Origin of the sequence: Mycobacterium sp. OTB74, from assembly GCF_029892685.1 — a bacterium.
In the GTDB taxonomy this organism is placed as follows: domain Bacteria; phylum Actinomycetota; class Actinomycetes; order Mycobacteriales; family Mycobacteriaceae; genus Mycobacterium.
On record NZ_JARXVD010000017.1, the window covers coordinates 1 to 23,991 of the forward strand.

A 23,991-nucleotide genomic window follows, 5' to 3' on the forward strand; every position below is an offset into this window, starting at 1 on the left:
ATCCAAAACGTCCGCATCCGCGCACGCAAACCCGGTCGAGAACCCACAACACTCCTCAATCAGAAGGGGTGTTGCATCGATCCCTTGAACCCGCCCGGCCTTATCGGGCACGGAGCGGTTCTCGGTCCAGCCGGTGGCGATATCGGTGACCGTCAAGGTAAAGGCATGCGACCCAGCCGGGTTACCGCCGTCATGGCAGACCAGGTCGATTTCGACGAATCCGGGTCGAGCATCGTCCCAGTTGGCCCAGGTGCGCACCGGGATCTGGCGTTTGAGCAGCGATCCCGGCTTGGTGGTACAACGCCCTCTGAGCTGGCATTTAGCACGTTCGGGAGCCAGACGGCGGTCGATGGTGGCCGCCGACATCGACACCAATAACTCGGCAATGTCCTCAGTGATGTCCAGTTCCCCGAAGTGGCGCAACACCGCCACCAGTTCGCCGAGCATTGGCGCTAGCCGCTTGCCGGCGGGCATTCCCAGCACCATCCAGCACACCGTCAGTGCCGCGATGACATCCGGTCCGTACTTCACCGGCCGGGGCGGCCTGGGACGTGCGACCTTGGGCCGCAAAGCTGACTTCAGCGCCTTGCGGGCATGGCTGCGATGCCAACCGGTATTGGCACACAACTCATCGAGAATCCGGCTTTTGCCGCGCTTGCTCGCCAGGTCGTAACGAACGGCGGTCGTCTGTGCCACGGCTTTGCGCTCGGCCAACGTCAACCCCATTTCATGGGCGTACGCGCGCATTTGCACTGAGGCAACGACTCACCCGTTCGCGCGCATTTCTGACGAGTCAACGCGTGCCGATTCTTGTCGGTGACTCGAACTAGTGTTCGAGTATGACCATCGACCGGGCCGCGATCGAGGAGGCCTACGCCGAACTCGAAACCCTGCACGCCCGACTCGCCGCCTTCGACTACACCGGGCTCGCCGTGCCCGACCTGCTGGAATTGCAGTCCCGCCGCGAGAAAGTGTCCTGCGCCGGCGCGGTGGTCGACCACCAGATTCTGGCCGCGCTGCAGGCCCAGACCACTCCGACAGCGATCGGCGCCAAAAACTGGGCCGACGTCCTCACCATCCGGCTACGGATCAGCCGCGAGGAGGCCCGCCGCCGGGTCCGCGATGCGGAGAACCTGGGTCCACGATCCTCGCTCACCGGCGAACCCCTCGAACCACTGTGGCCCCAAACCGCCAAAGCCCAGGCCGACGGCGCCATCACCACCGACCACGTCAAAGCGATCGGTCACTTCCTCACCAACCTGCCCACCTGGGTCGACCCCACCACCGCCGTCCAATGTGAACAGACCCTGATCACCGCAGCGCGCCATCAAACCCCCGAAGAACTCCGCCAAGCCGCCAACCAACTGCGCTACCTGCTCGACCAGGACGGCCCCGAACCCGACGACCGTGAACGCGCCCGCCGCCGCGGCGTCACAATCGGGCGGCAAGGCACCGACGGCATGTCTGCGATCACCGGATGGCTGGACCCACAAGCCCGCGCCACGCTCGATGCCGTCCTGGCCAAATGGGCCGCCCCCGGCATGGCCAACCCCGACGACCCGGCTCCCTGCACCACCGGCACCCCGAGCCAAGCCCAGATCGACGGCGACACCCGAAGCGGGGCCCAACGCAACCACGACGCCCTCACACTGCTCGCCCGTCACGCCCTCGCCTCGGGACAGCTGGGGGAACACAACGGGCTGCCAGTCTCGGTGATCATCACCACCACCCTGCAAGAACTGCAGGCGGGCGCCGGGATCGCGGTCACCGCCACCGGCACCAAACTCCCTATCGGCGACTTGATCCGGATGGCCACCCACGCCCACCACTACCTCGCGATCTTCGACAAACACACTGCGGTGCCGCTGTATCTCGGACGGACCCGCCGCACCGCCTCACCGGGACAGCGGTTGATGCTGTTCGCCCGCGACCGTGGCTGCACCCGCCCCGGCTGCACCGAGCCGGCCGACCGTTGCCAAGCCCACCACGCCACCTGCGACTGGCAACACGGTGGCAGCACCGATATCACCGACCTCGCGCTTGCTTGCGGCCCCGACAACCGGCTCGCCGACGCCGGCGGCTGGCACACCACCATGAAAAACGGCCGCCCCCACTGGACCCCACCACCACTACTCGACGTCGGCCAACCCCGCACCAACCAATACCACCACCCGAGCCTGTACCCACCCGAGAACGAAGACAACGAAACAGACAGTCCAGCAAGCTGATACGACAAGCGCGATGGGTGCCGCGCTCGCACGCCAGCATGGCGAGCCGCGTGGCCGCACCGAGTCGCAATCGTTAGCCAACCGCGATGTATTCCGCGGCGTTGCCGCCATTAGCTTTGCTGCGCAACGTGTTTCACTTCAACCATGATTAGGAGTACTTGGCTCGGCAAAATGTTCCTGAGTGTGGTTGCCGCACTGATGTTGCCCGGTCTGATCGGTCTGGCCGGTGAGACGGCAAAGGCCGGCGCCTTCTCCCGTCCCGGACTTCCCGTTGAATACCTGCAGGTTCCGTCGGCGTCGATGGGACGCGACATCAAGATCCAGTTCCAAGGCGGTGGGCCGCACGCCGTCTACCTGATGGACGGCCTGCGCGCCCAGGATGACTTCAACGGCTGGGACATCGACACCCCGGCGTTCGAGTGGTTCTATCGGTCCGGGCTGTCGGTGGTCATGCCGGTCGGCGGCCAGTCCAGCTTTTACACCGACTGGTACCAGCCGTCCCAGGGCAATGGCCAGACCTACACCTATAAGTGGGAAACCTTCATGACCCGCGAGCTGCCGGCCTATCTGGCTGCCAACAAAGGGGTTTCGCAGACCGGCAACGCCGTCGTGGGCTTGTCCATGGCGGGCAGCGCGGCTCTGACATACGCGATCTACTACCCACAGCAGTACATCTACGCGGCATCGCTGTCGGGCTTCCTGAATCCGTCCGAGGGCTGGTGGCCGACGCTGATCGGGATGGCGATGAACGATGCGGGCGGATTCAACGCGCAGGACATGTGGGGCCCGTCAGGCGGCCCAGCCTGGAAGCGCAACGACCCGATGCTGAACATGAATCAGTTGGTGGCCAACAGGACGCGGTTGTGGATCTACTGCGGCACTGGCACCCCGAGCGACCTGGACTCCGGTAATTCCGGTGGCACGCTGATGGCCGCGCAGTTCCTCGAGGGCCTGACCCTGCGGACCAACGAGCAGTTCCGCGACAACTACCTGGCCGCCGGTGGCAACAACGCGGTATTCAGCTTCCCGGCGGACGGCACCCACTCGTGGCCGTACTGGGGTGCCCAGTTGCAGCAGATGAAGCCCGACCTGCAGCAGGTGCTGGGGGCTCAGAACGCCGCATAGGAGACCCGAGTCTCCACCAAGCCCAGGGAGCCTGCCGTTACCCCCGAGACGGCAGGTTCCCTGCCTGTTAGGACTACCGGGCCGCGCGCGAGCTTCAGGGCCGTAGCACCAGTTTCCCCCTGGTGTGGCGCTGTTCCAGCTGCCGGAACGCGTTCTGCACGTCGTCGAGGGCGTACACCCCGCCGATTGGAACCTCGAGCTCGCCGGCCGCGATCAGGTTCGCCAACTCCGCGAGGACTTCAGCGTCCGAGGCCTCCGCGCTGCCCTCGGCGCGGACACCGAATTGTTCAGCCGCGGCGAAATCGATGATGGTGTCCACCTTCTCCGCCGGGAGACCCAACTCATTAACTGCCAGCGCGACATAGCCGCCGCCGTAGAAGTCCAGCAACGCGTCGATCCGGCCAGAAGGCGACGCCGCACGCAACCGATCGGCCAACCCGTCGCCGTAGTTCACCGGTATCACCCCGTGCTCGGTCAGCCATGCGTCGTTGGACGGTCCGGCGACACCGAGGACCGTTGCGCCGGCCCGTTTGGCCAACTGAACGGCGATCGAGCCCACTCCACCGGCGGCGCCGGCCACCACGACCGTGTCGCCCGGTGACAACGCCACTGCGCGGACCGCCGCGTAGGCCGTCGACCCCGCCACTTGCAGCGACCCCGCTACTTCCCAGGGCACGGCCGGCGGCTTGGCGGTCAATTGGTCGACCGGGACCGTCACGTACTGCGCATGACTGGACCGCCGGTGAGAAAAACCCAGCACCTCGTCGCCCACGGCGAACTCGCTGACGCCAGGCCCCGCTTCTACCACCACGCCGGCTAGGTCGGTGCCCTGCCCCGACGGGAAAGTGGCCGGCCACACGTCGTCCAGAAAACCGTGACGGACCATGGCCTCGCCGGGATTGATGCCTGCGAATTTCACCGCGACCAACACCTCGCCGGTCTCCGGAACAGGTTTGGGCAGGTCACGTACCTCCAGTACGTCGATGCCGCCGTAACCGTCGAATTGCACTGCTCTGTTCATGCGCACTATGACCGCTGCCACAGTTCAGGTATTCCCCGCAGCATTCACCCGCAGCGCCTTTCGCTCTCAGCGATGCCCGGGAACAATCCGTCGCTCCCCAGGGTTGAGCGCATGAGATTCAACTTTCTGCAATTTTGCAACAGCGGGCACCGCCCGCGTGGAGGTAACGATGTCTGACGTCACCACAGCGCCCATCGCTGTTCCCGTCCTGTTCGTCACCGAACCGATCGTCCTGCCCGGCATGGTGGTGCCGATCGAACTCGATGACGCAGCCCGGGCCGCGGTCGACGCTGCCCAGGCCAGCGAGTCCGAGAAGCTGCTGATCGCACCCCGACTGGATGACCGCTACCCCACCCACGGCGTGCTCGCCTCGATCGTGCAGGTCGGGCGGATACCCGGCGGCGGTGCCGCCGCGGTGGTCCGTGGCGAGCGCCGCGCGCACATCGGCTCCGGCACCACCGGGCCGGGCGCGGCCCTGTGGGTCGAGGTTCAGGAGGTCGCCGACTCGGTCGTGACCGATGACACCCGCTCGCTGGCTGCCGAATACAAGCAGCTGCTGCTGGCTGTGCTGCAGCGCCGCGAAGCCTGGCAGATCATCGACGCGGTCAACAAGATCACCGACCCGTCCGCGCTGGCCGACACCGCCGGATATGCGTCATATCTGACCGATCAGCAGAAGCGTGAACTGCTGGAGACCGAGGACGTGTCCGCCCGGCTGCGCAGCCTGGTGGCATGGACCGGCGAGCACATGGCCGAGGTCGAGGTGAACGACAAGATCGCCGAGGACGTCCGGGTTGGAATGGACAAGCGGCAGAAGGAATTCCTGCTGCGCCAGCAATTGGACGCCATCCGCAAGGAACTGGGCGAGCTGGATCCGCAAGGTGCCGAAGGCTCCGGCAACCCGGATGACTATCGGGCCCGCGTCGAGGCCGCCAACCTACCGGAGAAGGTCTGCGAAGCCGCGCTGCGCGAGGTCGGCAAGCTCGAGCGGTCCAACGAGCAGAGCCCTGAGGGTGGCTGGATCCGCACCTGGCTGGACACCGTCCTGGACCTGCCGTGGAACGTCAAGACCGAGGATTCGTCGGATCTCAAGGGGGCACGCGGGATTCTGGACGCCGACCACCACGGGCTGGACGACGTCAAGGACCGCATCGTCGAATACCTGGCCGTACGGGCCCGTCGCGCCCAGCGCGGTATGGCCGTCATCGGCGGACGTGGTTCGGGTGCGGTGATGGTGCTGGCCGGACCGCCTGGGGTCGGTAAGACCTCGCTGGGTGAGTCCGTCGCCCGCGCGTTGGGCCGCAAGTTCGTGCGTGTCGCCCTCGGCGGTGTGCGTGACGAGGCCGAGATTCGGGGTCACCGGCGGACCTACGTCGGCGCCTTGCCTGGCCGCATTGTGCGCGCCATCAGCGAGGCCGGGACCATGAATCCCGTTGTGCTGCTTGATGAGATCGACAAGGTGGGCTCGGACTATCGGGGCGATCCCTCTGCCGCGCTGCTGGAGGTGCTGGATCCTGCGCAGAACCACACGTTCCGCGACCACTACCTGGAACTGGATCTGGACTTGTCGGATGTGGTGTTCCTGGCGACGGCCAACGTCATCGAGAACATCCCGTCGGCACTGCTGGACCGCATGGAACTAATCCAGATCGACGGCTACACCGAGGACGACAAGGTCGCCATCGCACGTGATTACCTGCTCCCCCGGCAGGCTGAGCGGGCGGCGCTGACCGACTCCGAGGTGACGGTGACCGACGCGGCGTTGCGCAAGATCGCCGCGGACTACACCCGCGAGCCGGGCGTGCGGCAGTTCGAGCGGCTGCTCGCCAAGGCGTTGCGCAAGGTCACGACCAAACTGGACTCGACCGAGGCTCCGATCGTGATCGACGAGCCGGATCTCGTTGAGTACCTGGGCCGTCCGCGGTTCACACCGGAATCCGCAGAGCGCACCGCGGTGCCGGGTGTGGCGACCGGTCTAGCCGTCACAGGTCTGGGCGGCGACGTCCTGTACATCGAGGCCAACGGCAACGATGGCGAACCGGGTCTGCAACTGACCGGGCAGCTGGGTGACGTGATGAAGGAGTCGGCGCAGATCGCGCTGTCCTACGTGCGGGCCCACGCCGAGCAGTTGGGCGTCGGCCCCAAGGCGCTCGACCGTCGCATCCACGTGCATGTGCCTGCGGGTGCGGTGCCCAAGGACGGTCCGTCAGCCGGCGTGACGATGGTGACCGCGCTGGTGTCGATGGCCACCGGACGTCAGGTCCGCGGCGATGTCGGCATGACCGGTGAGGTCACGCTGAACGGGCGAGTGCTGCCCATCGGCGGGGTCAAGCAGAAGCTATTGGCGGCCCAACGTGCGGGGCTGACAACGGTTTTCATCCCAGCGCGCAACGAACCCGACCTGGACGACGTCCCTGCCGAGGTGCTCGACGCACTGGATGTGCGGCCGATGACCGACGTGGCCGGCATCATCGCCCAGGCGCTGGAACCGGCCGCCGAGGTGACGACGGCAGCAGCCTGACCAACTGAACAACGCGACCAGACGCAAATGCTCCTGTTCACCTCCGGGTGGTGGGACATTTGCGTCTGCTCGCGTTAGATGGGGACATGCCCAACTTCAACGACGTCAAACGGCGGATCGTCCACACCGTCCAGCGCCACGTGGCCAATCCGGTGGGCCGGCAACTTCCGGTCACCATGCTGGAGACCATCGGCCGCAAGTCCGGTGAACCGCGCCATACCGCCATCGGCGGCCGCGTGATCGACGGCGCCTTCTGGCTGGTCTCCGAGCACGGCGACCACGCAGATTTCGTCCGCAACATCAAGGCGAATCCGGCAGTGCGAGTGCGGATCAACGGTGAGTGGCGCACCGGTACCGCCCACCCGATGCCCGACGACGATCCGGTCGCACGCCTCCGCAAACTGCCGCAGATGAACAGCGCGGTGGTGCGCATGATGGGCACCGACCTGCTTTCGGTTCGCGTCGACCTGGACTGATTCGAGCCAGGCACGGCTCCTCAGGCGATGTCCGCCGGAGTCTCCTCGTCGAAGTCGATCTCTCGATGCTCGATCAGTTCGTGAATGCGGTCAGAGCCGATGCGAGCCCGGAACTCGTTGACCGTATAGCCGACGACCGTCCCCTCCGTAAGGGCACGAACAGTCGCGGTGCGCGGCAATCCGAACAGCGGCCCGATCTCGCCGAAGTAGTCCCCGGGCCCAGCAGTGAACAGCAGCACCGTCTTGCCGTCGGGAAGCTCGCGGGTGATCTCGAACCGTCCCTCCTTTACCACGTAGATCAAGTCCCCGATGGTGGTCTGCTCGAACACCAATTGCCCTGCCGCCAACTCGAAGACCTCGGGTTCCCGGTCGGTGCGCCGAACAGGTTCATGGTCCGCGGAGTTCCGTTGTCCAGCGCCGTGGTACCCGCGTAGACCACCGCGGCGGCGGCCTGCACTCCCGGAAGTTGTTGTGCGCGCGTAACTTCGGTCTGCGCGAAAGGCGATTAGCCCAAAAACGGTCCGGCGGCACCGTTCTGGATCATGAAGTAGTCGATGCCGAGTGCGTTGACGGTGTCGCTGGCCTCCACCCGAAAACCGTTGGCCAACCCGGTGAGCACCAGGGTCATGGCAAACACGAACGCGGTGCCGACGACCGCGATGACAAATCGGCGGCGCCGCCATTGCAGGTCACGTAATGCCGCGATCAGCATCTGTGGAATCTAACGCGTTCGCCCGCCGTCCAGCGGCAAGATAACCAAAGCGGATATTGCCGGCCTTTGGTGCAACACTTTCTGCATGGCCTATGACGAAGACCTGGCCAACCGGATCCGTGAACTGCTCGGCCCGGTCGGCGGCATTCACGAGAAGCGGATGTTCGGCGGGCTCGCCTTCCTGCTGAACGGCAACATGTCGGTCGCGGCCAGTCGCGACGGTGGCTTGCTGGTCCGCGTTGCACCCGACGACACCGAAAAGCTTCTGGGGCGCCAGCACGTTGAGCTCATGACGATGGGCGGCCGCGAGATGCGCGGTTGGCTGCACGTGGCGCCGGACGGCCTGAAGACCAAGCGACAGTTGCAGAGCTGGGTCGACCGCAGTGTCGGCTATGCGGCAACCCTCCCCGCCAAGTAAGGCGCGTTTGCATTCACCGGCGACGGGTATGCGTTGGATATGACACAGCAGGATATGACACCGCCCCAGGCTTGATCCGACATCCACTGCCATCGAAGGGAAGACTGACATGGCCGCCTCACCCACTTTTGTCATCGTCGGCGGCGGTCTGGCCGGCGCGAAGGCTGCAGAATCCCTGCGCAACACCGGCTTCGCGGGGCGGGTGGTTATGTTCGCGGCCGAGGACCGGTTGCCCTACGAGCGTCCGCCACTGTCCAAAGAGTTCCTCGCCGGCAAGAAGACCGTGGAAGAGTTCACCGTCCAGCCGGCGAGTTGGTACCCCGACCATGACATCGATCTGCAGCTGGCCACCGCAGTAACCACACTCGATCGCTCCGCGCACATCGTGGCTTACGGCGCCGGTAACCACGAGCACTACGACAAGTTGTTGTTGGCCACTGGGTCCCGCTCCCGCCGACCACCGATTCCCGGCTCTGACGCCCACGGTGTGTACTTCCTGCGGACCGTCGACGATGCGACCGAATTGTTGGCCCAACTCTCCGATGGTCGCCGCCTGGCGATAGTCGGCGGCGGGTGGATCGGTCTGGAGGTCGCGGCCAGTGCGCGCGGCCTGGGCACCGAGGTCACCGTGGTGGAATCCGCCGCGCTGCCGCTACTGGCGGCCTTGGGCCGCGAGGCCGCGGAAGTCTTCGCAGATCTGCACCGTGCGCATGGCGTGGACCTCAGACTGGGCACCACGGTCGAGGAGGTCATCACCGCGGAGCACGCCGCGACCGGTCTACGCCTGGGCGACGGCTCCACGATCGCGGCTGATGCCGTGCTCATCGCGGTCGGCGCCATGCCCAACATCGAGTTGGCCGAGCGGTCCGGACTAGTGATCGCCGCCGGAGGCATCGCGGTCGACGAGTCACTCAAGAGCAGCGACGACGACATCTACGCCGTGGGCGACATTGCGTCCGCCGAACATCCGTTGTTCGGCACCCCGATCCGCACCGAGCACTGGGCCAACGCCCTCAAGCAGCCGGAGGTCGCCGCGGCCGGAATGCTCGGCACCCCAGGCAGTTACGACGAACTACCGTATTTCTTCACCGATCAGTACGACCTCGGGATGGAGTACGTCGGGCACGCCCCTCACTACCAGGCAGCGGTGTCCCGCGGCGATCTAGGCAAACGCGAGTTCACCATGTTCTGGCTGGACGGCGAGCACCGGGTGCTGGCCGGCATGAACGTCAACATCTGGGAAGGACTCGACGACATCAAAACGTTGGTACGGTCCCGCCGACCGGTCGATGCCTCAGCCCTTGCCGATCGGTCGATCGCGTTATCCACGCTGGCGCAATAGCGCCCTACTCCAATCCGGCGCTGCCGTCTGGCTTGACGGTGATCGTGGCGCCGGCGATGTCTTGGCGGGTGCTGGTCTCGGCCTGCGACGGATCGGTGATGACCGCCAGAGCGCGGCTGCCCGCGGGCGTACGTACCGCGACGAACACCTTCTCCGGTATCCCGTCGCGGTTGAACGGAGTCGTCCAGGTCTCCACGGTTCCGGTGCCGGACCAGTCGTCCTCGGCCACCACCGTCGGCTCGGCATCAACCTCCGATTGCACGTCCTGCCAACGGAATTCACGCGTCGGCGGCTCGGTGCTGTACACCCCGAAACTGTGCTTGCTCAGGTAGCCGCCGTTGGCGGTGATCAGCCCGACCTGACCGGGGTTTGCGGTAAGTCGCTCGGCCATGGTGGCAATCGAATGTGACACGTAGTTGTTCCACGGCCCACCCGCAAACGTCAAACCTCCCGTCACCGTCAACGGGCGGGCCGGGTCATCCAACGGCAACCCGAGTTCGTTGGCGGCCACCTGCACCGCCGACGGGAAGCATGAATACACATCGACGGCATCGATATCGTCGATGCCCAGGCCGGCCAGCTCGAGCACCCGGCGGCCGGCGATCCGGATCGCGGGTGACCCGGCGAAGCTGGCACGCTCACCGATCAGATAGGTGTCATGGGCATCAGTGCCGGCATACGGGAAAACCCAACGCTCCCTGGGGATCTGCAGTTCGGTCGCCTTACCCACCGAGGTCAGGATCAGCGAGGCCCCCTGGTCCACCATGTTGTTCGAGTTCATCAATTTGGTGTACGGCCAGCTGATCATCCGGTTGTCCGGACCCGCCTGCCAAATCTGCTCGGCCGGCACCACCTCCCGGCTCCAGGCATGCGGATTACCTTGTGCCACCTGGCTGAACCGCGACCACAACTCGGCGATCCGGCGGCGGTGGGCATCCGAGCTCTCCCCCGCTGCTATGCGCAACGCCTGCTCGAACATCGGATACACATGCGACGGGGCGACCAAACTGATCTTGAGTTCGGCCGGACCGGCCATCTCAAACTCCGGATCACTCGGAGCCAATGGCACCGAGGCATCCTGCACGGTCCCCGTGAGCCGCTCACCGCGCGCCTTCAACCGCGTTCGGGTGCGCCAGGTTTCACCACCGGCGATCAGCACCACCTCATCGCGACCGGCCTGAATGTCCAGACACGCCTGGTTCACCAGAGACTGCGGCACATTGCCGCCGACCGGCGTGTACCGAGTGGCAGCATCGGCGGCTCCGATGCGCTGGGCCAGCAGCAGACCCGGATCGCGGTAGCGCAACGACAACAGATTCACGATGCGCACCGCATCGACCGCCTCGAGCACCTTGGCCTCAGCGGCGGAGCGAGCCGCCGCCTCCATCAGATCGATCGGCTCGGACTGCGGGTTCTCCTCGTGCTGGTTGACCTGGCCGTAGCCGATCAGCACAGGCGTTCTGGGATCAAGTGCCACGCGCGGATTCCTATTCTGCTTCTGACGCCGGGCCGACCCGGTAAATGGACTTCAATTGCTGGTAGGCGGCCAAGCCCTCGGGGCCCAGTTCGCGGCCCAACCCGCTGGACTTGACGCCACCGAAAGGAGCCGCCATGTCCAGCTGATAGTCGTTGACCCCGACGGTGCCGCTGTGGATGGCGCGCGCCACATCAGTCGCACGCTCGGCATCAGCGGACCAAACCGTGCCGCCCAACCCGTACTCACTGGCGTTGGCCAGTTCGATGGCGTGCTGCTGCGTGTCATACGGGATCACCGCCAGCACGGGGCCGAAAATCTCTTCCTGCGCAATGCGGGTGGTGTTGTCGACATCGGCGAACACCGTCGGCGAGACAAACCAGCCATCGGGCTGACCGGCCGGAATGCCGCCGCCGGCAACAAGTCTGGCGCCATCGGCCTTACCCGACTCGATATAGCCCAGCACCCGCTCACGCTGTCGAGCGCTGACCAGCGGACCCACTTCGGTCGACTTCTCCAGCGGGTCACCGACGTTCAGCCCGTCAGCCAAGGCGGCTAGGGCGTCGACAACCTCGCCGTAGCGCGAGCGCGGCGCCAGAATCCGCGAACTCAGGTGACAGGTCTGTCCGTTGTTCACGAACGACGCGTTCTGCAGGCCCTTGATTGTGGCCGCCAGGTCGGCATCGTCCAGGATCACCGCCGCCGACTTGCCACCCAATTCCAGAGTCACCGGCCGCAACAACCGCCCGCACTCCTGCGCGATCAACCGTCCGACCGCTGTCGATCCGGTGAACGAGACCTTGTCCACGCCCGGATGCGAAACCAGATGAGCACCCGTGTCCGGGCCACCGGCGATCACGTTGAGTACGCCCGCAGGCAGCCCGGCAGCCACCGCAGCCTCGGCGAAAACCAAGGCATCCAAAGCCGTCTCGGGTGACGCCTTGAGCACCACAGTGCAGCCGGCCGCCAGCGCGGGCGCCACCTTGAAGGCAGCCAAAGCCTGCGGATAGTTCCACGGCACAATTGCTCCGACCACACCTACAGGTTCCCGACGAACGATGGTGTGCCCGATGGCCGCCGGCCGAATCTCCTCCACCGCGGTGGTGGCGATCATGTCGGCGTAGTACCGCAGCAGTGCCGCCGGAAAACGGCCATTGGCCCCGCGCGACAACCGGATCGGCATCCCGTTCTCCCGCGTGCACAACTCATTTGTCGACGACGCCCGGGCCTCGAGCTCCTCAGCCAGACGCACCAACAGCGCAGCCCGATCAGCCGCAGGCGTCGCGGCCCACCCGGGCAGCGCACTGCGGGCAGCGGCCACCGCGGCATCAACCTCGGCCCCGGTGGCCGCCGCACCGTCACCAAGCACCGCTCCGGTCGCGGCTTCCACCACCGGTGTCACGGCATCAGCAGCCCGAAACCGTCCATCGATGAAAACCCTTGCACCAGAATCGATCACACTCATACATGCGCTCCCTGTGAAGTGGACTCGAACAACACGCCGGCCTCGATCAGCTCGTCGACCTCAGGCGTAGTGAACCCGAGCAGGCGCGAACAGATGTCCCTGGTGTGCTCGCCGGGTTGTGGGGCTGCCCGCATCGGTGCCTGCGGAATGTTCCGGTAGCGGACCGGACCGGTTTCGGCGGGCATCGGCGTATCGAACAGTGGATGACTCAGGTCGGCATACAGACCCCGCGCCCGCACCTGCGGATCGTTCAGCACGTCGATGGCCCGGTACATCGGGCCGGCCGGGATGCCCGCCCGCTGGGCAGCCGCGACCACCTCGGCGGTGCTGCGTGCCACGGTCCACGCCGAGATGGTGTCGTCGAGTTCGCCAACGTCACTGGGTAATTCACTGATCTGCAGCAACTCAGCCAGGACAGCACGGTCAGCGGCATCACGTAGCGAGATGACACACCATTCGTCATCGCCGGCACACGGATATACCCCATGCACCGCCGGGTCACCCTCGACCGCCAACCCCGCACCGCGCGCGGCCTCGGTGACGTAACGGGTGGCCAACGCGCTCACCGCCACCTCCGCCTGCGAAATGTGCGCGTGCGCGCCGGTGCCGGTCCGCTCACGACCGATCAGCGCGGCCAGCGCCGCGATCGCAGCGATCCGGGCCACGACGTGGTCGGGGAACACCGTGGTGGCGTCGTAGAAAGCGTCGTCACCCGGGCGCCCCGAGGTCCACAGCCGACTGACGCCGGTGTTGGCGCGAACCAGCGGGCCGTAACCCATACGGCCGCTCCACGGCCCGGTGTCCCCGAACGCGCTGCTCTCGGCGAGCACCACCCGCGGGTTCAGCGACTTCAGCTCGTCGTACGAAAAGCCCAGAGCGGCAAGGGTTCCCGGCTTGAAGTTGGCGAACACCGCATCTGATCCGGCCACCAGTGCGGCGAACAACTCGCGACCGGCAGGTGCTTTCAGATCCAGCCCCAGGCTGCTCTCGTTGCGGTGAGTCAGCGCCCAGGACCGGCTCATCGGCTGGCCGGGTGGACGTTGCCGCAATCCGTCGGGATATGAGGCGCTCTCGATCTTGATGGTCTCGGCACCCAGGTCGGCGAACAACCGGCCCAGTTCGCCGCCGGCAACGATCACCCCGAGATCGATGATCCGCAGCCCCTCGAACGGACGCTCCGCACTCCCCTGATTCGACGCCAGAGCTGTTGTTTTCCACCATGGTTCGTCTGCACCGGGTGCTGGCGGCGCAGAACGGAAGCCCGCGCGCTGACCGTCGACAACGAACGGACCGGTCGGGACCGTGACGCTGACGCCAGGCGCGAATGGAACATGTCCCAAGGCGCCGACTGCCTGAAAATGGTCCGACTCCAGCGCCGCCGCCGGGGTCAGGACCGCAGCGATCGGGACACCACGGCGCTGCCCTTCGGCCACCAGATCCGCCATGGGCTGATCGGCGAACAGCGCACGGATGGCGCCGTTGAGCGCCTCTGAGGCGGCGTACCGAGCCGAGATGGTGTCGAACTCGGGGCCCGCGAACTCGGCCGGCTCACCCAGCCATCCCCACATGCCCCGCCACTGGCGCGCGGAAAGCAGGCAGATCCGGACAAAACCGTCCTGGCATTCGAACGTCGGGTAGATCTGCTGATCTCGCGGCCGGCCGCGCCACAACTCGGCGGCCTGTTTGATGCCCGAAGCCGCCTGCCCCTGCGAGCCGAACGGCGGGTCCAGGGCCAGCAGTACCCCGTCAAACCGGGAGAAGTCGAGGTAATCGCCCCGGCCAGTGCGCAACCGCTGGAAAGAGGCAACCAGCACCGCCCACGTTGCCTGCACCGCCGCGGTCGCCGACGCGATGCCGTCCGGTGGCAGCACCGGCTGCCCGAGAGTCGGTCCAGAGCGCGACAAGGCGGTCGACATGGCGTATAGCACCGCATCGGTGGCGCGCCAGTCCGCATAGGGCCCGTCGGTACCGAAGTCTGTGACCGACAGGGCCACCAGCGCATCGAACCGGTCGGCGAGATCAGCGCACGACGTGCCGAAAGCCGACAGATTGCCCGGGACACCGCTGTCGATCACGATGTCGGCTTCGGCCGCCAGGGCGATCAACCGGTCGCGGTCATCAGAGTGGGTGGCGTGCAGAACGGCACTGCGCTTGTTGGCATTGCCGAGTGTGAAAGCGATCGAAACATTGTTGATCCGGGGAGATGCCTGACGTTGTGGAGCCCCGCCTGCAGGCTCGATCTTGAGCACCTCGGCGCCCAGATCCGCGAGTATCCGGCCAACCAAATCGGATTCTGCACCGCCGACATCAAGCACACGCAACCCTGTGAGCAGCTCCACAACCAACAGGTTAGTTGGTCGGCCCTACCCGGAGTGGCCTGGCCCTTTGGCGCCGACCGGTACAGTTGTCAGCAAATGTCCACTTCATCGGCCATTGCCGTTACAGCTCGCCCGCTAGTCGGGGACTCGACCACCCGGCCGCACGTCCGGGTGTACTTCGACGTCATCGTCGTCGTGACGGTCCTGGTGGCGACCAACCTGCTGGCTCACTTCACCACACCGTGGGCCGCCGTGGTCGCGGTCCCGGTGGGAGCGCTCGCATTGGTGGCCCTGATGCGCCGACGTGGCTTGGGCTGGGCCGAACTCGGACTGGGTCGGCAGCACTGGCGCTCAGGCATCCGCTACGCATTCGCAGCAGTCGCAGTGGTCGGTGCCGTCGTCGCGCTCGGCGCCCTGCTGCCGTTGACCCGACCGATGTTCCTCAACAACCACTACGCCACTATTTCCGGGGCCTTGTTGGCGTCGATGATTGTCATCCCGCTGCAGACGGTCATCCCCGAGGAGTTGGCCTTCCGAGGCGTACTGCACGGTGCGTTGGACCGCGCCTGGGGGTTTCGAGGTGTCGCGGCTGGCGGCTCACTGCTGTTCGGGCTGTGGCACATCGCCAGTTCATTGGGATTGACCAGTGGCAACATCGGCTTCACGCGGGTGCTCGGCGGCGGTGTGGCGGGCATGCTTGCCGGCATCGCCATGGCCGTGATCGCCACCGCCGCAGCAGGATTCGTCTTCACCTGGCTACGCCGGCGCAGCGGCAGCCTGCTGGCGCCCATCGCGCTGCACTGGTCGCTGAACGGTATGGGTGCCTTGGCAGCGGCGTTGGTCTGGCACCTGAGCACCTGACCGCGATTCGCCCAAACGGTCCCAAATAACTTCTGACACAAAGGCGGCCGACGAGCCCGGTTCATCTCCGGGACGCCGACCGCCCTTGTTGAGTATTGGGTCCTACGAATGCGTCATCTTCCGCACCAGGCGGACAATCCACAGCAGGATTACCGCGCCGAGCAATGCGGTGAAGAAGGTGAACCACTTTCGGCCGTGCTCGACGTCAACCCCGAACAGGTTCAACAGGAATCCGCCGATCACACCACCGATGACACCGACAACGATGTCCATGATGATGCCTTGGCCTTCGCCCTTGACAATCTTGCCGGCCACCCAGCCAGCAATGCCGCCGATGATGATGTACGCCACCCAACCGACGGCTGTTGGTGTTGCCAGAGCCAGCAATTGGTGACTCAACGCCATGTCCATCACGAACTCCCGCCTATACCGGTGATCCCCAGCGGGATCACTGGGTTATATCTGGTATACGCGCGAAAGGTAACGGCTGTACACCTTTTCGGTGCACAATCTCGAAAAGCTGTGCGGTGCCTGGCCGCAAAGTCCGAAGGTATCGCATCGGCCTGATAGGCATGGTAGCCCGGATATAGCGTGAGGGCCGTACCCGTTGGGTACGGCCCTCACGCTATTACGACTGCCCCCATTAGGAGGGCGGCATCATCTCCGGCGGAGCATTGGTCACCGGGACTGGCACGCCGACTGCAGGATGATTCGGGTCAGCCAGCGGCGCCGGAGGCGGCGGCGCGTTCGGGTCCGGTGGCGGCGGCGCCGGCGGGGTCCACGGCCGGATCGATTGCGCCAGCGCCACAGCGGCGGCCTTATCGACGGGATGGCCCGCCGAGCCCAACCACACCACGAACCAGCGCTGTGGATTGCGCTGGCTGCGGATGCTGCCGTCAGGTGGCGGATTGCCGATCACACCGGCCCAGATCTGGCCGTTGGGCTTGCTGGCGTCGGTGAACTTGACCTCGTAGTACGACGCCGATCCGGTCATACCTGCCGCGGTGAGCGGGGTGGTCTCCTGGTTGATACGGGTGCCGGCAAACGGCATGAAGAACTCGCCCATGTCTGAGGCCAGCCGGTTGGCCGCCTTGCCGTTGTCAGCCTCGGCACCGGCAAACAACTTCAGATCCAGCCGACCCAGCAGCACGCTGGTGTCGTTCGGGGCCTGGTCAGTGCCGGGGGCCGGAACGCGGGTCAACAATGCCTGACCATACGACAGCTGGGTGGCGTCGGCGATCTTCCACCCTTGCGGCACAACGTAACTGAACCCGCCGGCGTCGTTGTTGACCCGGCCCGGCTCGGGCGGCGCCGGCGGTGCGCCCGGGGGCGCGGGAGCCACAGGCGGTGCATTGGGATCTGGCGGCGGGGCGTTTGGGTCCGGCGGCGGGACGGGAGCGCCGGCATTCGGGGCGCCTGGTGTGGGTGCCGAGGCAGGAGCGCCCGGTACAGGGGCCGGGGCCGGAGCACCGGGCGCAGGAGCGGCGGCCGGGGCACCCGGCGCGGGAGCGGGAGCCGGTGCGCCCGGCGCGGGTGCGGGAGCCGGTGCGGCCGGCGCAGCGGCAGGGGCGCCGGCATCGGCCGGCGCCGGCGCGGGGGCAGGAGCGGGCGCCGGCGGCACCGGATCGGCGTATGCGACCGAAGCCGGCAGCGCTATGGCTGCCGCTGCCGCGCCTGCGACAGCAATAGTCAGGGATTTGGGAATTCGCTTGCGGGCCGGTGTCCACGCGTCCGGTTGCTGCATGAGGATGAAACTACCGTGTTACCGCCGTGACGCAAGTGTGAGCTGCTGTGTATGCGCATGGCGCGACGTTAGCTCACGGACCCCATCCGCCGAGACCACAGCGGTCCAACTCTGTTGCTGCCCTGGGCAAGACGAGACCCCAGGTCCGCCTGGATTCGGGCGTGCCGTCACGCCGGCTGAATCGCCACATCCTGCTCAGCCACACAGAAGTAGACGGCTTCGCCCGGCACAATCCGCAACGCGGCCGCAGCCTGTGTGCTGATATCTGCGGCCAGACCCGGCGTGCCGTCCTCAAGGGGCTCGGTACGCACCCGGATGACTGGTCCACGGTGATCCAATTCGGCGACCGTGACAGCGATGACATTGGACCGATCTGGCGACCGATCCGCCGGTTCGTCGCGACTGACGGTGACCGCAGCTGGTGCGAACACCGCGATGGCCGGGCCGCCGGACACCTCGTTCGTCGGCCTGCCATGCCATGTCAGCTGCGCGGCGCTGACGGCGGTCCCGTCCGATCCCGCGATCCCGGCCATCAGGTTCATGCCGGCGAACCGTGCGCCGAAGGCGGTCCGTGGCACGGTCAAAATGTCTGTGACAGAACATGATTCGACGATTCGGCCGTGTTCGATGATGACCACGCGGTCGGCCAGGGTGACCACGTCGAGCAGGTCGTGGCTGATCAGCACCGCGCACCGCCCCCCGGTGGTGAGCGCGCCGCGCAGCAAAGTGCGCATCGCCGACGCGGCCGAGACATCCAGCCCGCTCAACGGCTCGTCGAGCAGCACCACCTCCGGTTCGGCCGCCAGCGCACGGGCCAGCGCGACCCGCTGCGCTTGGCCGCCGGACAATTCGTTGGGCATCCGGTCGCTGAGCTCGCTGGCGCCGACCTCGGTCAGCCAGCGGCGCGCGGCCTGCAGCGACCTGTGATGAGTGCTGCGCTGTCGGCTACGCGGGCCGAACCCCACGTTCGCCGCCACGTTGAGGTGCGGGAACAGTGCCGCGTCTTGCAGCAGCAACCCCACTCGCCGGTCATATACCGGAACATCGATACCCGCATCGACGTCGGTCAAGCGCCGCTGACCGACCGTGACAGTGCCCGAGTCCGGCTTCAACAGCCCCGCGATCACATGCAGAACGCTGGACTTACCAGCGCCGTTGGGACCGATCACCGCCACGACCTGCCCCGGTTCGACGGCGAATTCGAGGTCGATGCCGCGGTCGGCGACAGTCGCCCGCACCGTGAGCCCGGTACCCGTCATCACCGACCACCTGCATCAACGGCAGCGCCACGTAACCGTCCGGCGCCCATTCCGAGCACCACAGCAGCCGCAACCACCACCAGCACCAGTGACAGCGCCACTGCGGAGTCGGCGTCGGTCTCCCGCTGGAGGTATATCTCCAGAGGCAACGTCCTGGTGACGCCCTGCTGCGACCCTGCGAAGGTCAGCGTCGCCCCGAACTCGCCCAACGACCGGGCGAAGGCCAACACCGCACCCGACACCAGGCCGGGCATGAGCATCGGCAACGTCACGCGACGCCAGACGGTGGTCGGCCGCGCGCCCAGCGTCGCCGCAACTAGCTCGTACTGCGATCCGGCGGTGCGGGCAGCTCCCTCGAGTGCGATCACCAGAAACGGCAGCGAGACGAATGTCTGCGCCAGAACCACTGCAGCGGTGCTGAACGCGATGTGCACGCCTGCGGCATCGAGGTAACGGCCGACCAAGCCCAGCCGACCGAACGTGTAGAGCAGAGCTATACCACCGACCACGGGAGGCAGCACCAGCGGCAACAGGATCAACGGCCGGGCCAGTCGCACGACGCGGGACCGGCTGCGGGCCAGCACCAGAGCCATCGGCACGCCGAGCAGCACACACAGCGCGGTGCTGGCGGCAGCCGTCTTGAGGCTCAGGACCAGTGCGGTGACCGATGATTCGCTGGTGACCAGGGTCAAGAACCGGGACCAGTCCACGTTGATGGCGACCGCCAGCAATGGCAGCGCCACGAACAGCCCACCCACGATCGCCGGACCATAGATCCAACGCGGCAGTCCCGGATTCAAGGCTTCGCGAAACCCGCCTGCGCCAGAGCCTGTTGGCCGACCTGGCCAGTCACCAACGCTACGAAGCGGCCTGCCATGTCGGCGTTCGACGACGACTTCAACACCGCGATCGGATACACATTGACCGCCGAAGACGCTTGCGGGAACTCGACTTTGGCCACTTTGTCACCCGCCGAATTGGCATCGGTCCGATACACCACACCGGCGTCAGCCTGGCCGCTGGTGACTTTGCCCAACACATCGGTCACCGAGGTTTCCTCACTGACCGGTTTGAGTGGGGTGTTCACCAGCTTCTCCACCTTCTGGGTCGCCGACCCACACGGCACCTGACGGGCACACACCACAACGCTCAGGCCCGGGCGGGCCAGGTCGGCAAATGAGTTGATTCCCTTGGGATTTCCCGGCGCAGTGACGATGACCAACGTGTTCGACGCAAAGTTCACCGGGGCGCCCGCAACCACGCCCGCTTTGACCGCATTGTTCATGTTGTTGGTATCCGCCGAGGCGAAGACGTCGGCTTTGGCGCCTTGGGTCAACTGGGTCACCAGCGCCGATGAACCTGCGAAATTGAACTGCACCGACGTGCCAGGGTTGTCCTTGGAGAAGCGCTCACCGAGTGCGGTGAACGAGTCCTTCAACGAGGCTGCGGCATAGACGTTGATGACCGTCCCGGAATGCCCTGAACTGCACCCCGACAGGACTCCGCTCACCCCCAGCAGAACCGCGATGACAGTGACAACCAACGACCCCATCCGGGTTGCGCGCGACATGGGAAAACCATAGGCGAAGTGGGCTCTCACGGACTGCTCGTCGGCCAACCCGCGTGGCGAATTTCCCCAGCTAGCTACTGTCCAGTAACATCTCTGCAACTGCGTTCGGCGCTGAACACAAGGAGGTCGTGCTGATGGACGTTCTGGTCACCGGAGGCGATACCGAGCTCGGCCGTGTGATTGCGGAAGGATTCCGCGATGCGGGCCACGCCGTCACCATCGCCGGAGCCCGCCGCGACGACCTCGAAGTCGCCGCCAAGGAACTCGAGATCGAGCACATCGTCTTCGACAACACCGACGCCGCGGCGCTGGAGCAGCTTCGTTCGCAGCTGCCGCATCACCTCGACGCCGTCATCAACGTCCCGGCCCCGACCCGGGTCGCCGGCGATCCCCGGATGTTCACTCTGGCCGACCATGCCGGCGCCTGGCGCGATGCGCTGGACTCCACCCTGCTCTCGGCGGTGTTGACGGTCCAGATCCTCGGTGACCACCTGCGCTCGGGTGGCACCATCGTGAACGTTGTTCCGGAAAGCGCCAAGGAAGGCAGCGCCGAAGCCGCGATCAAGGCCGCGGTGTCCAACTGGACCGCCGGTCAGGCAACCCACTTCGGAATCCGCGGCATCACCGTAAACGCTATCGCGGCCGGCCGTGGTGCTGAGCCGGGCTACGACGGCGTCGCCACCACTCCGGCGCCCATCGCCGCGGAGATCACCCGCTTGGCGCTGTTTCTCACGACCCCGGCGGCCCGCCACATCACCGGCGAGACGCTGCATGTGAGCAACGGCTTGCTGGCCAACTTCGGCTGACCCCACGCCGTTTTATTCCCTCGCTGCCGGAAATTCGCGTGCGGCGAAACGCTCCTCGGGACGTGCCTGCACTGAATAAGGTCGAGTTGTGACGATTCGACTCGCTCTTCAAATCCCTAATTTCTCTTACGGAACCGGCGTCAACGAGCTGTTCCCGACCGTCATCGCTCAGGCCCAGGAAGCCGAAGCCGCCGGGTTCGACACGGTCTTTGTGATGGATCACTTCTATCAACTGCCCACGATCGGTGCACCCGAAGAGCCGATGCTCGAGGCCTACACCACGCTCGGCGCACTGGCGACAGCCACTCAGCGGGTCCAGCTAGGGACCATGGTCACCGGCAACACCTATCGCAACCCCACGCTGCTGGCCAAAACCGTCACCACCCTGGATGTGATCAGTCGGGGTCGCGCCCTGCTCGGCATCGGCACCGGCTGGTTCGAACTGGAACACGAACAATTGGGCTTCGAGTTCGGCACCTTCACCGACCGGTTCAACCGGCTGGACGAATCGCTGCAGATCGTTCTGCCGATGCTCGCCGGTGAACGTCCCACCTTCAGCGGCAAGTACTACCGCGCCGATCAGGCTCTGGCCAATCCCCGCTTCCGCGACCACATTCCGCTGCTGATCGGCGGCAGCGGCGAAAAGAAGACCATCCCGCTGGCGGCCCGGCACTTCGACCATTTCAACATGACCTCCGGGTTCGACGAGCTGCCGCACAAGCTCTCCGTCGTCAGGGAGAACTGCGAGAAGATCGGCCGCGATCCGGCCACCCTGGAAACCAGCATTCTGGCCACCGCCTTCGTCGACGACAACGCCACACCCGACCTGGTGCCCGCCGAGATGAGCCAGCACATGGTCGCCGGCAGCGCTGAGCACATCGCAGAACAGCTCAAAGCCAAGGTCTTCGACGTCGGCGCCAACGGGGTCATCCTCAACATTCCGACCCACGTCACCGGCTATGTACCGGGTGTTATCACCGCGCTCGGGACCGCGCTGAAATCCGTGGTCGACAGCTGAAGATGTGACGCACTATTTGGGATCTCGTCGCACTGCGCGTAACTGCGACAGATAACCTGTGAGTGACATATTCGGGTCGTCTGTCGAGGAGCTGCAATGAGCCACCCCGGAGCTACGGCAACGGATCGGCACAAGGTCGTCATCATCGGATCGGGTTTCGGCGGTCTGACCGCTGCCCAATCGCTCAAGAACGCCGATGTCGACATCAAGCTGATCGCACGCACCACTCACCACCTGTTCCAGCCTCTGCTGTATCAAGTGGCCACCGGAATCATCTCCGAAGGAGAGATCGCGCCGCCGACTCGAATCATCCTGCGCAAGCAGCAGAACACGCAGGTGCTGCTCGGCGATGTCACGCACATCGACCTGGCGAGCCAGACCGTCGACTCGACGCTGCTGGGACACACTTACAGCACGCCATACGACACCCTGATCGTCGCGGCCGGTGCCGGCCAATCCTATTTCGGCAACGACCATTTCGCCGAGTGGGCGCCCGGCATGAAGACCATCGATGACGCGCTCGAACTACGCGGTCGCATCCTCGGTGCCTTCGAGCAGGCTGAGCGGTCCAGTGATCCGGAGCGGCGCAAGAAGCTGTTGACCTTCGTCGTGGTCGGCGCCGGACCCACCGGCGTAGAGATGGCTGGCCAGATCCAAGAACTGGCCGACCAGACGCTCAAAGGCAGTTTCCGGCACATCGATCCGACGGAGGCCAAGGTCATCCTGATGGATGCCGCGCCCGCGGTTCTTCCCCCGATGGGCGAGAAACTCGGCCTCAAAGCCAAGGCCCGGCTGGAAAAGATGGGCGTCGACGTCCAGCTCAGCGCCATGGTCACCGATGTCGACCGAAACGGCTTGACGATCAAGGACGCCGACGGCTCAGTCCGACGGATCGAATCCGCGTGCAAGGTGTGGTCGGCCGGTGTGGCGGCCAGCCCATTGGGCCGCGATCTGGCCGCCCAGTCGGCGACGGAGATCGACCGCGCGGGTCGGGTCGTCGTGAACCCTGACCTGTCCATCCCCGGGCATCCGAACGTCTTCGTCATCGGCGACATGGCCTTCGTCGACGGCGTGCCGGGTATGGCCCAGGGCGCGATCCAGGGGGCTAAGTACGTCTCGGCGATCCTCAAGAACGAGGCCAAGGCGCGCGCTCACGGCACCACTCCCAAACCGCGCGAACCGTTCTCGTACTTCGACAAGGGTTCTATGGCAACCGTGTCGAAGTGGAATGCGGTGGCCAAGATCCGCAAGCTCGAGTTCGGCGGCTTCATCGCCTGGTTGGCCTGGCTCGGTCTGCACTTGATCTACCTGGTGGGCTTCAAGACCAAGATCGCCACGCTGCTGTCGTGGACGGTGACGTTCCTGAGCCGCCAGCGCGGGCAGCTGACCATGACTGAACAGCAGGCCTACGCGCGCACCAGAATCGGTGAACTCCAAGAGATTGCCGCGAAGTCCGCGCCAATGCCGGAGTCGGAGTCAGTAGCTTAGGGCGGCCGGCTCTGGTGCGGGCCTAACGGAGTTCTAGAGCCGCCCACCCTGCCAGGTCGCCAGGCAACCGCCGACGGCCAGCGACATCACCACATGATTTCGGCGCGATCGGTAACATTCATCGTTGCCGATCGCGCCGAAATCG

Annotated in this window: 20 protein-coding genes and 2 pseudogenes; 10 read left to right on the top strand and 12 right to left on the bottom strand. The window is 65.7% G+C overall.

Annotation, left to right across the window (positions count from 1 at the left end; translation table 11 throughout):
• Positions 1-726 (bottom strand): annotated as a pseudogene (locus M2432_RS20575) (hypothetical protein); the annotation flags it as partial.
• A gap of 113 nt (positions 727-839) precedes the next feature.
• Between M2432_RS20575 and M2432_RS20580 the strand changes: the two are divergent.
• Together M2432_RS20580 and M2432_RS20585 are read left to right on the top strand one after the other, a co-directional pair.
• Positions 840-2,228: an HNH endonuclease signature motif containing protein gene (locus M2432_RS20580; protein WP_280828693.1), complete on the top strand. Its 1,389-nt coding sequence runs from the start codon at positions 840-842 to the stop codon at positions 2,226-2,228.
• A 144-nt stretch (positions 2,229-2,372) separates the two neighbouring features.
• Positions 2,373-3,353 carry an alpha/beta hydrolase family protein gene (locus tag M2432_RS20585; RefSeq protein ID WP_280828694.1) on the top strand — a complete coding sequence of 327 codons (981 nt, stop codon included), beginning with the start codon at positions 2,373-2,375 and terminating at the stop codon, positions 3,351-3,353.
• 94 nt (positions 3,354-3,447) lie between these two features.
• Here the strand turns inward: M2432_RS20585 and M2432_RS20590 are convergent, their stop codons facing one another.
• The gene (locus M2432_RS20590) at positions 3,448-4,374 is read right to left on the bottom strand and encodes an NADP-dependent oxidoreductase (RefSeq protein ID WP_280828695.1); all 927 of its coding nucleotides are present in this window, start codon (positions 4,372-4,374) and stop codon (positions 3,448-3,450) included.
• A gap of 169 nt (positions 4,375-4,543) precedes the next feature.
• Between M2432_RS20590 and lon the strand changes: the two genes are divergently transcribed.
• The gene (gene lon, locus M2432_RS20595; RefSeq protein ID WP_280828696.1) at positions 4,544-6,895 is read left to right on the top strand and encodes an endopeptidase La; all 2,352 of its coding nucleotides are present in this window, start codon (positions 4,544-4,546) and stop codon (positions 6,893-6,895) included.
• Between the two features lie 86 nt (positions 6,896-6,981).
• Positions 6,982-7,371, top strand: coding sequence for a nitroreductase/quinone reductase family protein (locus M2432_RS20600; protein ID WP_280828697.1), 390 nt, complete (start codon positions 6,982-6,984; stop codon positions 7,369-7,371).
• A 20-nt stretch (positions 7,372-7,391) separates the two neighbouring features.
• On the opposite strand, the gene M2432_RS20605 is transcribed toward M2432_RS20600, so the two are convergent.
• Together M2432_RS20605 and M2432_RS20610 are read right to left on the bottom strand one after the other, a co-directional pair.
• On the bottom strand, positions 7,392-7,718 hold the full coding sequence (locus M2432_RS20605) for a cyclic nucleotide-binding domain-containing protein (protein ID WP_280828698.1): 327 nt from the start codon (positions 7,716-7,718) through the stop codon (positions 7,392-7,394).
• An 89-nt stretch (positions 7,719-7,807) separates the two neighbouring features.
• Positions 7,808-8,083 (bottom strand): annotated as a pseudogene (locus M2432_RS20610) (glutamine ABC transporter permease); the annotation flags it as partial.
• Between the two features lie 85 nt (positions 8,084-8,168).
• Between M2432_RS20610 and M2432_RS20615 the strand changes: the two are divergent.
• The gene (locus M2432_RS20615) at positions 8,169-8,501 is read left to right on the top strand and encodes a TfoX/Sxy family protein (RefSeq protein ID WP_280828699.1); all 333 of its coding nucleotides are present in this window, start codon (positions 8,169-8,171) and stop codon (positions 8,499-8,501) included.
• 109 nt (positions 8,502-8,610) lie between these two features.
• On the top strand, positions 8,611-9,843 hold the full coding sequence (locus tag M2432_RS20620) for an FAD-dependent oxidoreductase (RefSeq protein WP_280828700.1): 1,233 nt from the start codon (positions 8,611-8,613) through the stop codon (positions 9,841-9,843).
• Between the two features lie 4 nt (positions 9,844-9,847).
• Here the strand turns inward: M2432_RS20620 and M2432_RS20625 are convergent, their stop codons facing one another.
• From M2432_RS20625 to M2432_RS20635, 3 genes are read right to left on the bottom strand one after another with little or no spacing between them, the layout of a single operon-like run.
• Positions 9,848-11,320 (bottom strand): acetyl-CoA acetyltransferase, encoded by a 1,473-nt coding sequence (locus M2432_RS20625; protein WP_280828701.1) that lies wholly within the window; start codon positions 11,318-11,320, stop codon positions 9,848-9,850.
• A 10-nt stretch (positions 11,321-11,330) separates the two neighbouring features.
• Complete coding sequence (locus M2432_RS20630) at positions 11,331-12,782, bottom strand: aldehyde dehydrogenase (protein ID WP_280828702.1); 1,452 nt, start codon at positions 12,780-12,782, stop codon at positions 11,331-11,333.
• A complete protein-coding gene (locus M2432_RS20635; protein ID WP_280828703.1) occupies positions 12,779-15,127 on the bottom strand; it encodes a CoA transferase in 2,349 nt (782 codons plus the stop codon). Before M2432_RS20635 ends, M2432_RS20630 begins: the two co-directional genes overlap by 4 nt.
• A 69-nt stretch (positions 15,128-15,196) precedes the next feature.
• On the opposite strand from M2432_RS20635, the gene M2432_RS20640 reads away from it, so the two are divergent.
• Entirely contained in the window at positions 15,197-15,961 is a 765-nt protein-coding gene (locus M2432_RS20640) for a CPBP family intramembrane metalloprotease (protein WP_280828704.1), read from the top strand.
• Positions 15,962-16,063: 102 nt separating this feature from the next.
• Here M2432_RS20640 and M2432_RS20645 read toward each other — a convergent pair whose 3' ends face one another.
• The 5 genes from M2432_RS20645 to modA all read right to left on the bottom strand — a co-directional run bounded on the left by M2432_RS20645 (position 16,064) and on the right by modA (position 20,534).
• Positions 16,064-16,372 (bottom strand): GlsB/YeaQ/YmgE family stress response membrane protein, encoded by a 309-nt coding sequence (locus M2432_RS20645; RefSeq protein WP_280828705.1) that lies wholly within the window; start codon positions 16,370-16,372, stop codon positions 16,064-16,066.
• A gap of 232 nt (positions 16,373-16,604) precedes the next feature.
• Positions 16,605-17,705 (bottom strand): APA family fibronectin-binding glycoprotein, encoded by a 1,101-nt coding sequence (locus M2432_RS20650; RefSeq protein WP_280828706.1) that lies wholly within the window; start codon positions 17,703-17,705, stop codon positions 16,605-16,607.
• A 167-nt stretch (positions 17,706-17,872) separates the two neighbouring features.
• Positions 17,873-18,964: an ATP-binding cassette domain-containing protein gene (locus tag M2432_RS27975; RefSeq protein ID WP_348536324.1), complete on the bottom strand. Its 1,092-nt coding sequence runs from the start codon at positions 18,962-18,964 to the stop codon at positions 17,873-17,875.
• Positions 18,964-19,764 (bottom strand): ABC transporter permease, encoded by an 801-nt coding sequence (locus M2432_RS20665; protein WP_280828707.1) that lies wholly within the window; start codon positions 19,762-19,764, stop codon positions 18,964-18,966. The genes M2432_RS27975 and M2432_RS20665 overlap by 1 nt, the downstream gene beginning before the upstream one ends.
• Complete coding sequence (gene modA, locus M2432_RS20670; protein WP_280828708.1) at positions 19,761-20,534, bottom strand: molybdate ABC transporter substrate-binding protein; 774 nt, start codon at positions 20,532-20,534, stop codon at positions 19,761-19,763. The genes M2432_RS20665 and modA overlap by 4 nt, the downstream gene beginning before the upstream one ends.
• Before the next feature lie 134 nt (positions 20,535-20,668).
• Between modA and M2432_RS20675 the strand changes: the two genes are divergently transcribed.
• From M2432_RS20675 to M2432_RS20685, 3 genes are all read left to right on the top strand, one after another.
• Positions 20,669-21,340, top strand: coding sequence for an SDR family oxidoreductase (locus tag M2432_RS20675; RefSeq protein WP_280828709.1), 672 nt, complete (start codon positions 20,669-20,671; stop codon positions 21,338-21,340).
• 88 nt (positions 21,341-21,428) lie between these two features.
• On the top strand, positions 21,429-22,358 hold the full coding sequence (locus M2432_RS20680; protein WP_280828710.1) for an LLM class F420-dependent oxidoreductase: 930 nt from the start codon (positions 21,429-21,431) through the stop codon (positions 22,356-22,358).
• Positions 22,359-22,454: 96 nt separating this feature from the next.
• Positions 22,455-23,846: an NAD(P)/FAD-dependent oxidoreductase gene (locus tag M2432_RS20685; protein ID WP_280828711.1), complete on the top strand. Its 1,392-nt coding sequence runs from the start codon at positions 22,455-22,457 to the stop codon at positions 23,844-23,846.
• Positions 23,847-23,991: the final 145 nt, after the last annotated feature.

Bases quoted from the DNA above. Each gene is read 5' to 3' on its own strand.
- M2432_RS20580 (WP_280828693.1), top strand. From the start codon at position 840: ATGACCATCGACCGGGCCGCGATCGAGGAGGCCTACGCCGAACTCGAA.
- M2432_RS20585 (WP_280828694.1), top strand. From the start codon at position 2,373: ATGATTAGGAGTACTTGGCTCGGCAAAATGTTCCTGAGTGTGGTTGCC.
- M2432_RS20590 (WP_280828695.1), bottom strand. From the start codon at position 4,374: ATGAACAGAGCAGTGCAATTCGACGGTTACGGCGGCATCGACGTACTG.
- lon (WP_280828696.1), top strand. From the start codon at position 4,544: ATGTCTGACGTCACCACAGCGCCCATCGCTGTTCCCGTCCTGTTCGTC.
- M2432_RS20600 (WP_280828697.1), top strand. From the start codon at position 6,982: ATGCCCAACTTCAACGACGTCAAACGGCGGATCGTCCACACCGTCCAG.
- M2432_RS20615 (WP_280828699.1), top strand. From the start codon at position 8,169: ATGGCCTATGACGAAGACCTGGCCAACCGGATCCGTGAACTGCTCGGC.
- M2432_RS20620 (WP_280828700.1), top strand. From the start codon at position 8,611: ATGGCCGCCTCACCCACTTTTGTCATCGTCGGCGGCGGTCTGGCCGGC.
- M2432_RS20630 (WP_280828702.1), bottom strand. From the start codon at position 12,782: ATGAGTGTGATCGATTCTGGTGCAAGGGTTTTCATCGATGGACGGTTT.
- M2432_RS20640 (WP_280828704.1), top strand. From the start codon at position 15,197: ATGTCCACTTCATCGGCCATTGCCGTTACAGCTCGCCCGCTAGTCGGG.
- M2432_RS20645 (WP_280828705.1), bottom strand. From the start codon at position 16,372: ATGGACATGGCGTTGAGTCACCAATTGCTGGCTCTGGCAACACCAACA.
- M2432_RS20650 (WP_280828706.1), bottom strand. From the start codon at position 17,705: ATGCAGCAACCGGACGCGTGGACACCGGCCCGCAAGCGAATTCCCAAA.
- M2432_RS27975 (WP_348536324.1), bottom strand. From the start codon at position 18,964: ATGACGGGTACCGGGCTCACGGTGCGGGCGACTGTCGCCGACCGCGGC.
- modA (WP_280828708.1), bottom strand. From the start codon at position 20,534: ATGTCGCGCGCAACCCGGATGGGGTCGTTGGTTGTCACTGTCATCGCG.
- M2432_RS20675 (WP_280828709.1), top strand. From the start codon at position 20,669: ATGGACGTTCTGGTCACCGGAGGCGATACCGAGCTCGGCCGTGTGATT.
- M2432_RS20685 (WP_280828711.1), top strand. From the start codon at position 22,455: ATGAGCCACCCCGGAGCTACGGCAACGGATCGGCACAAGGTCGTCATC.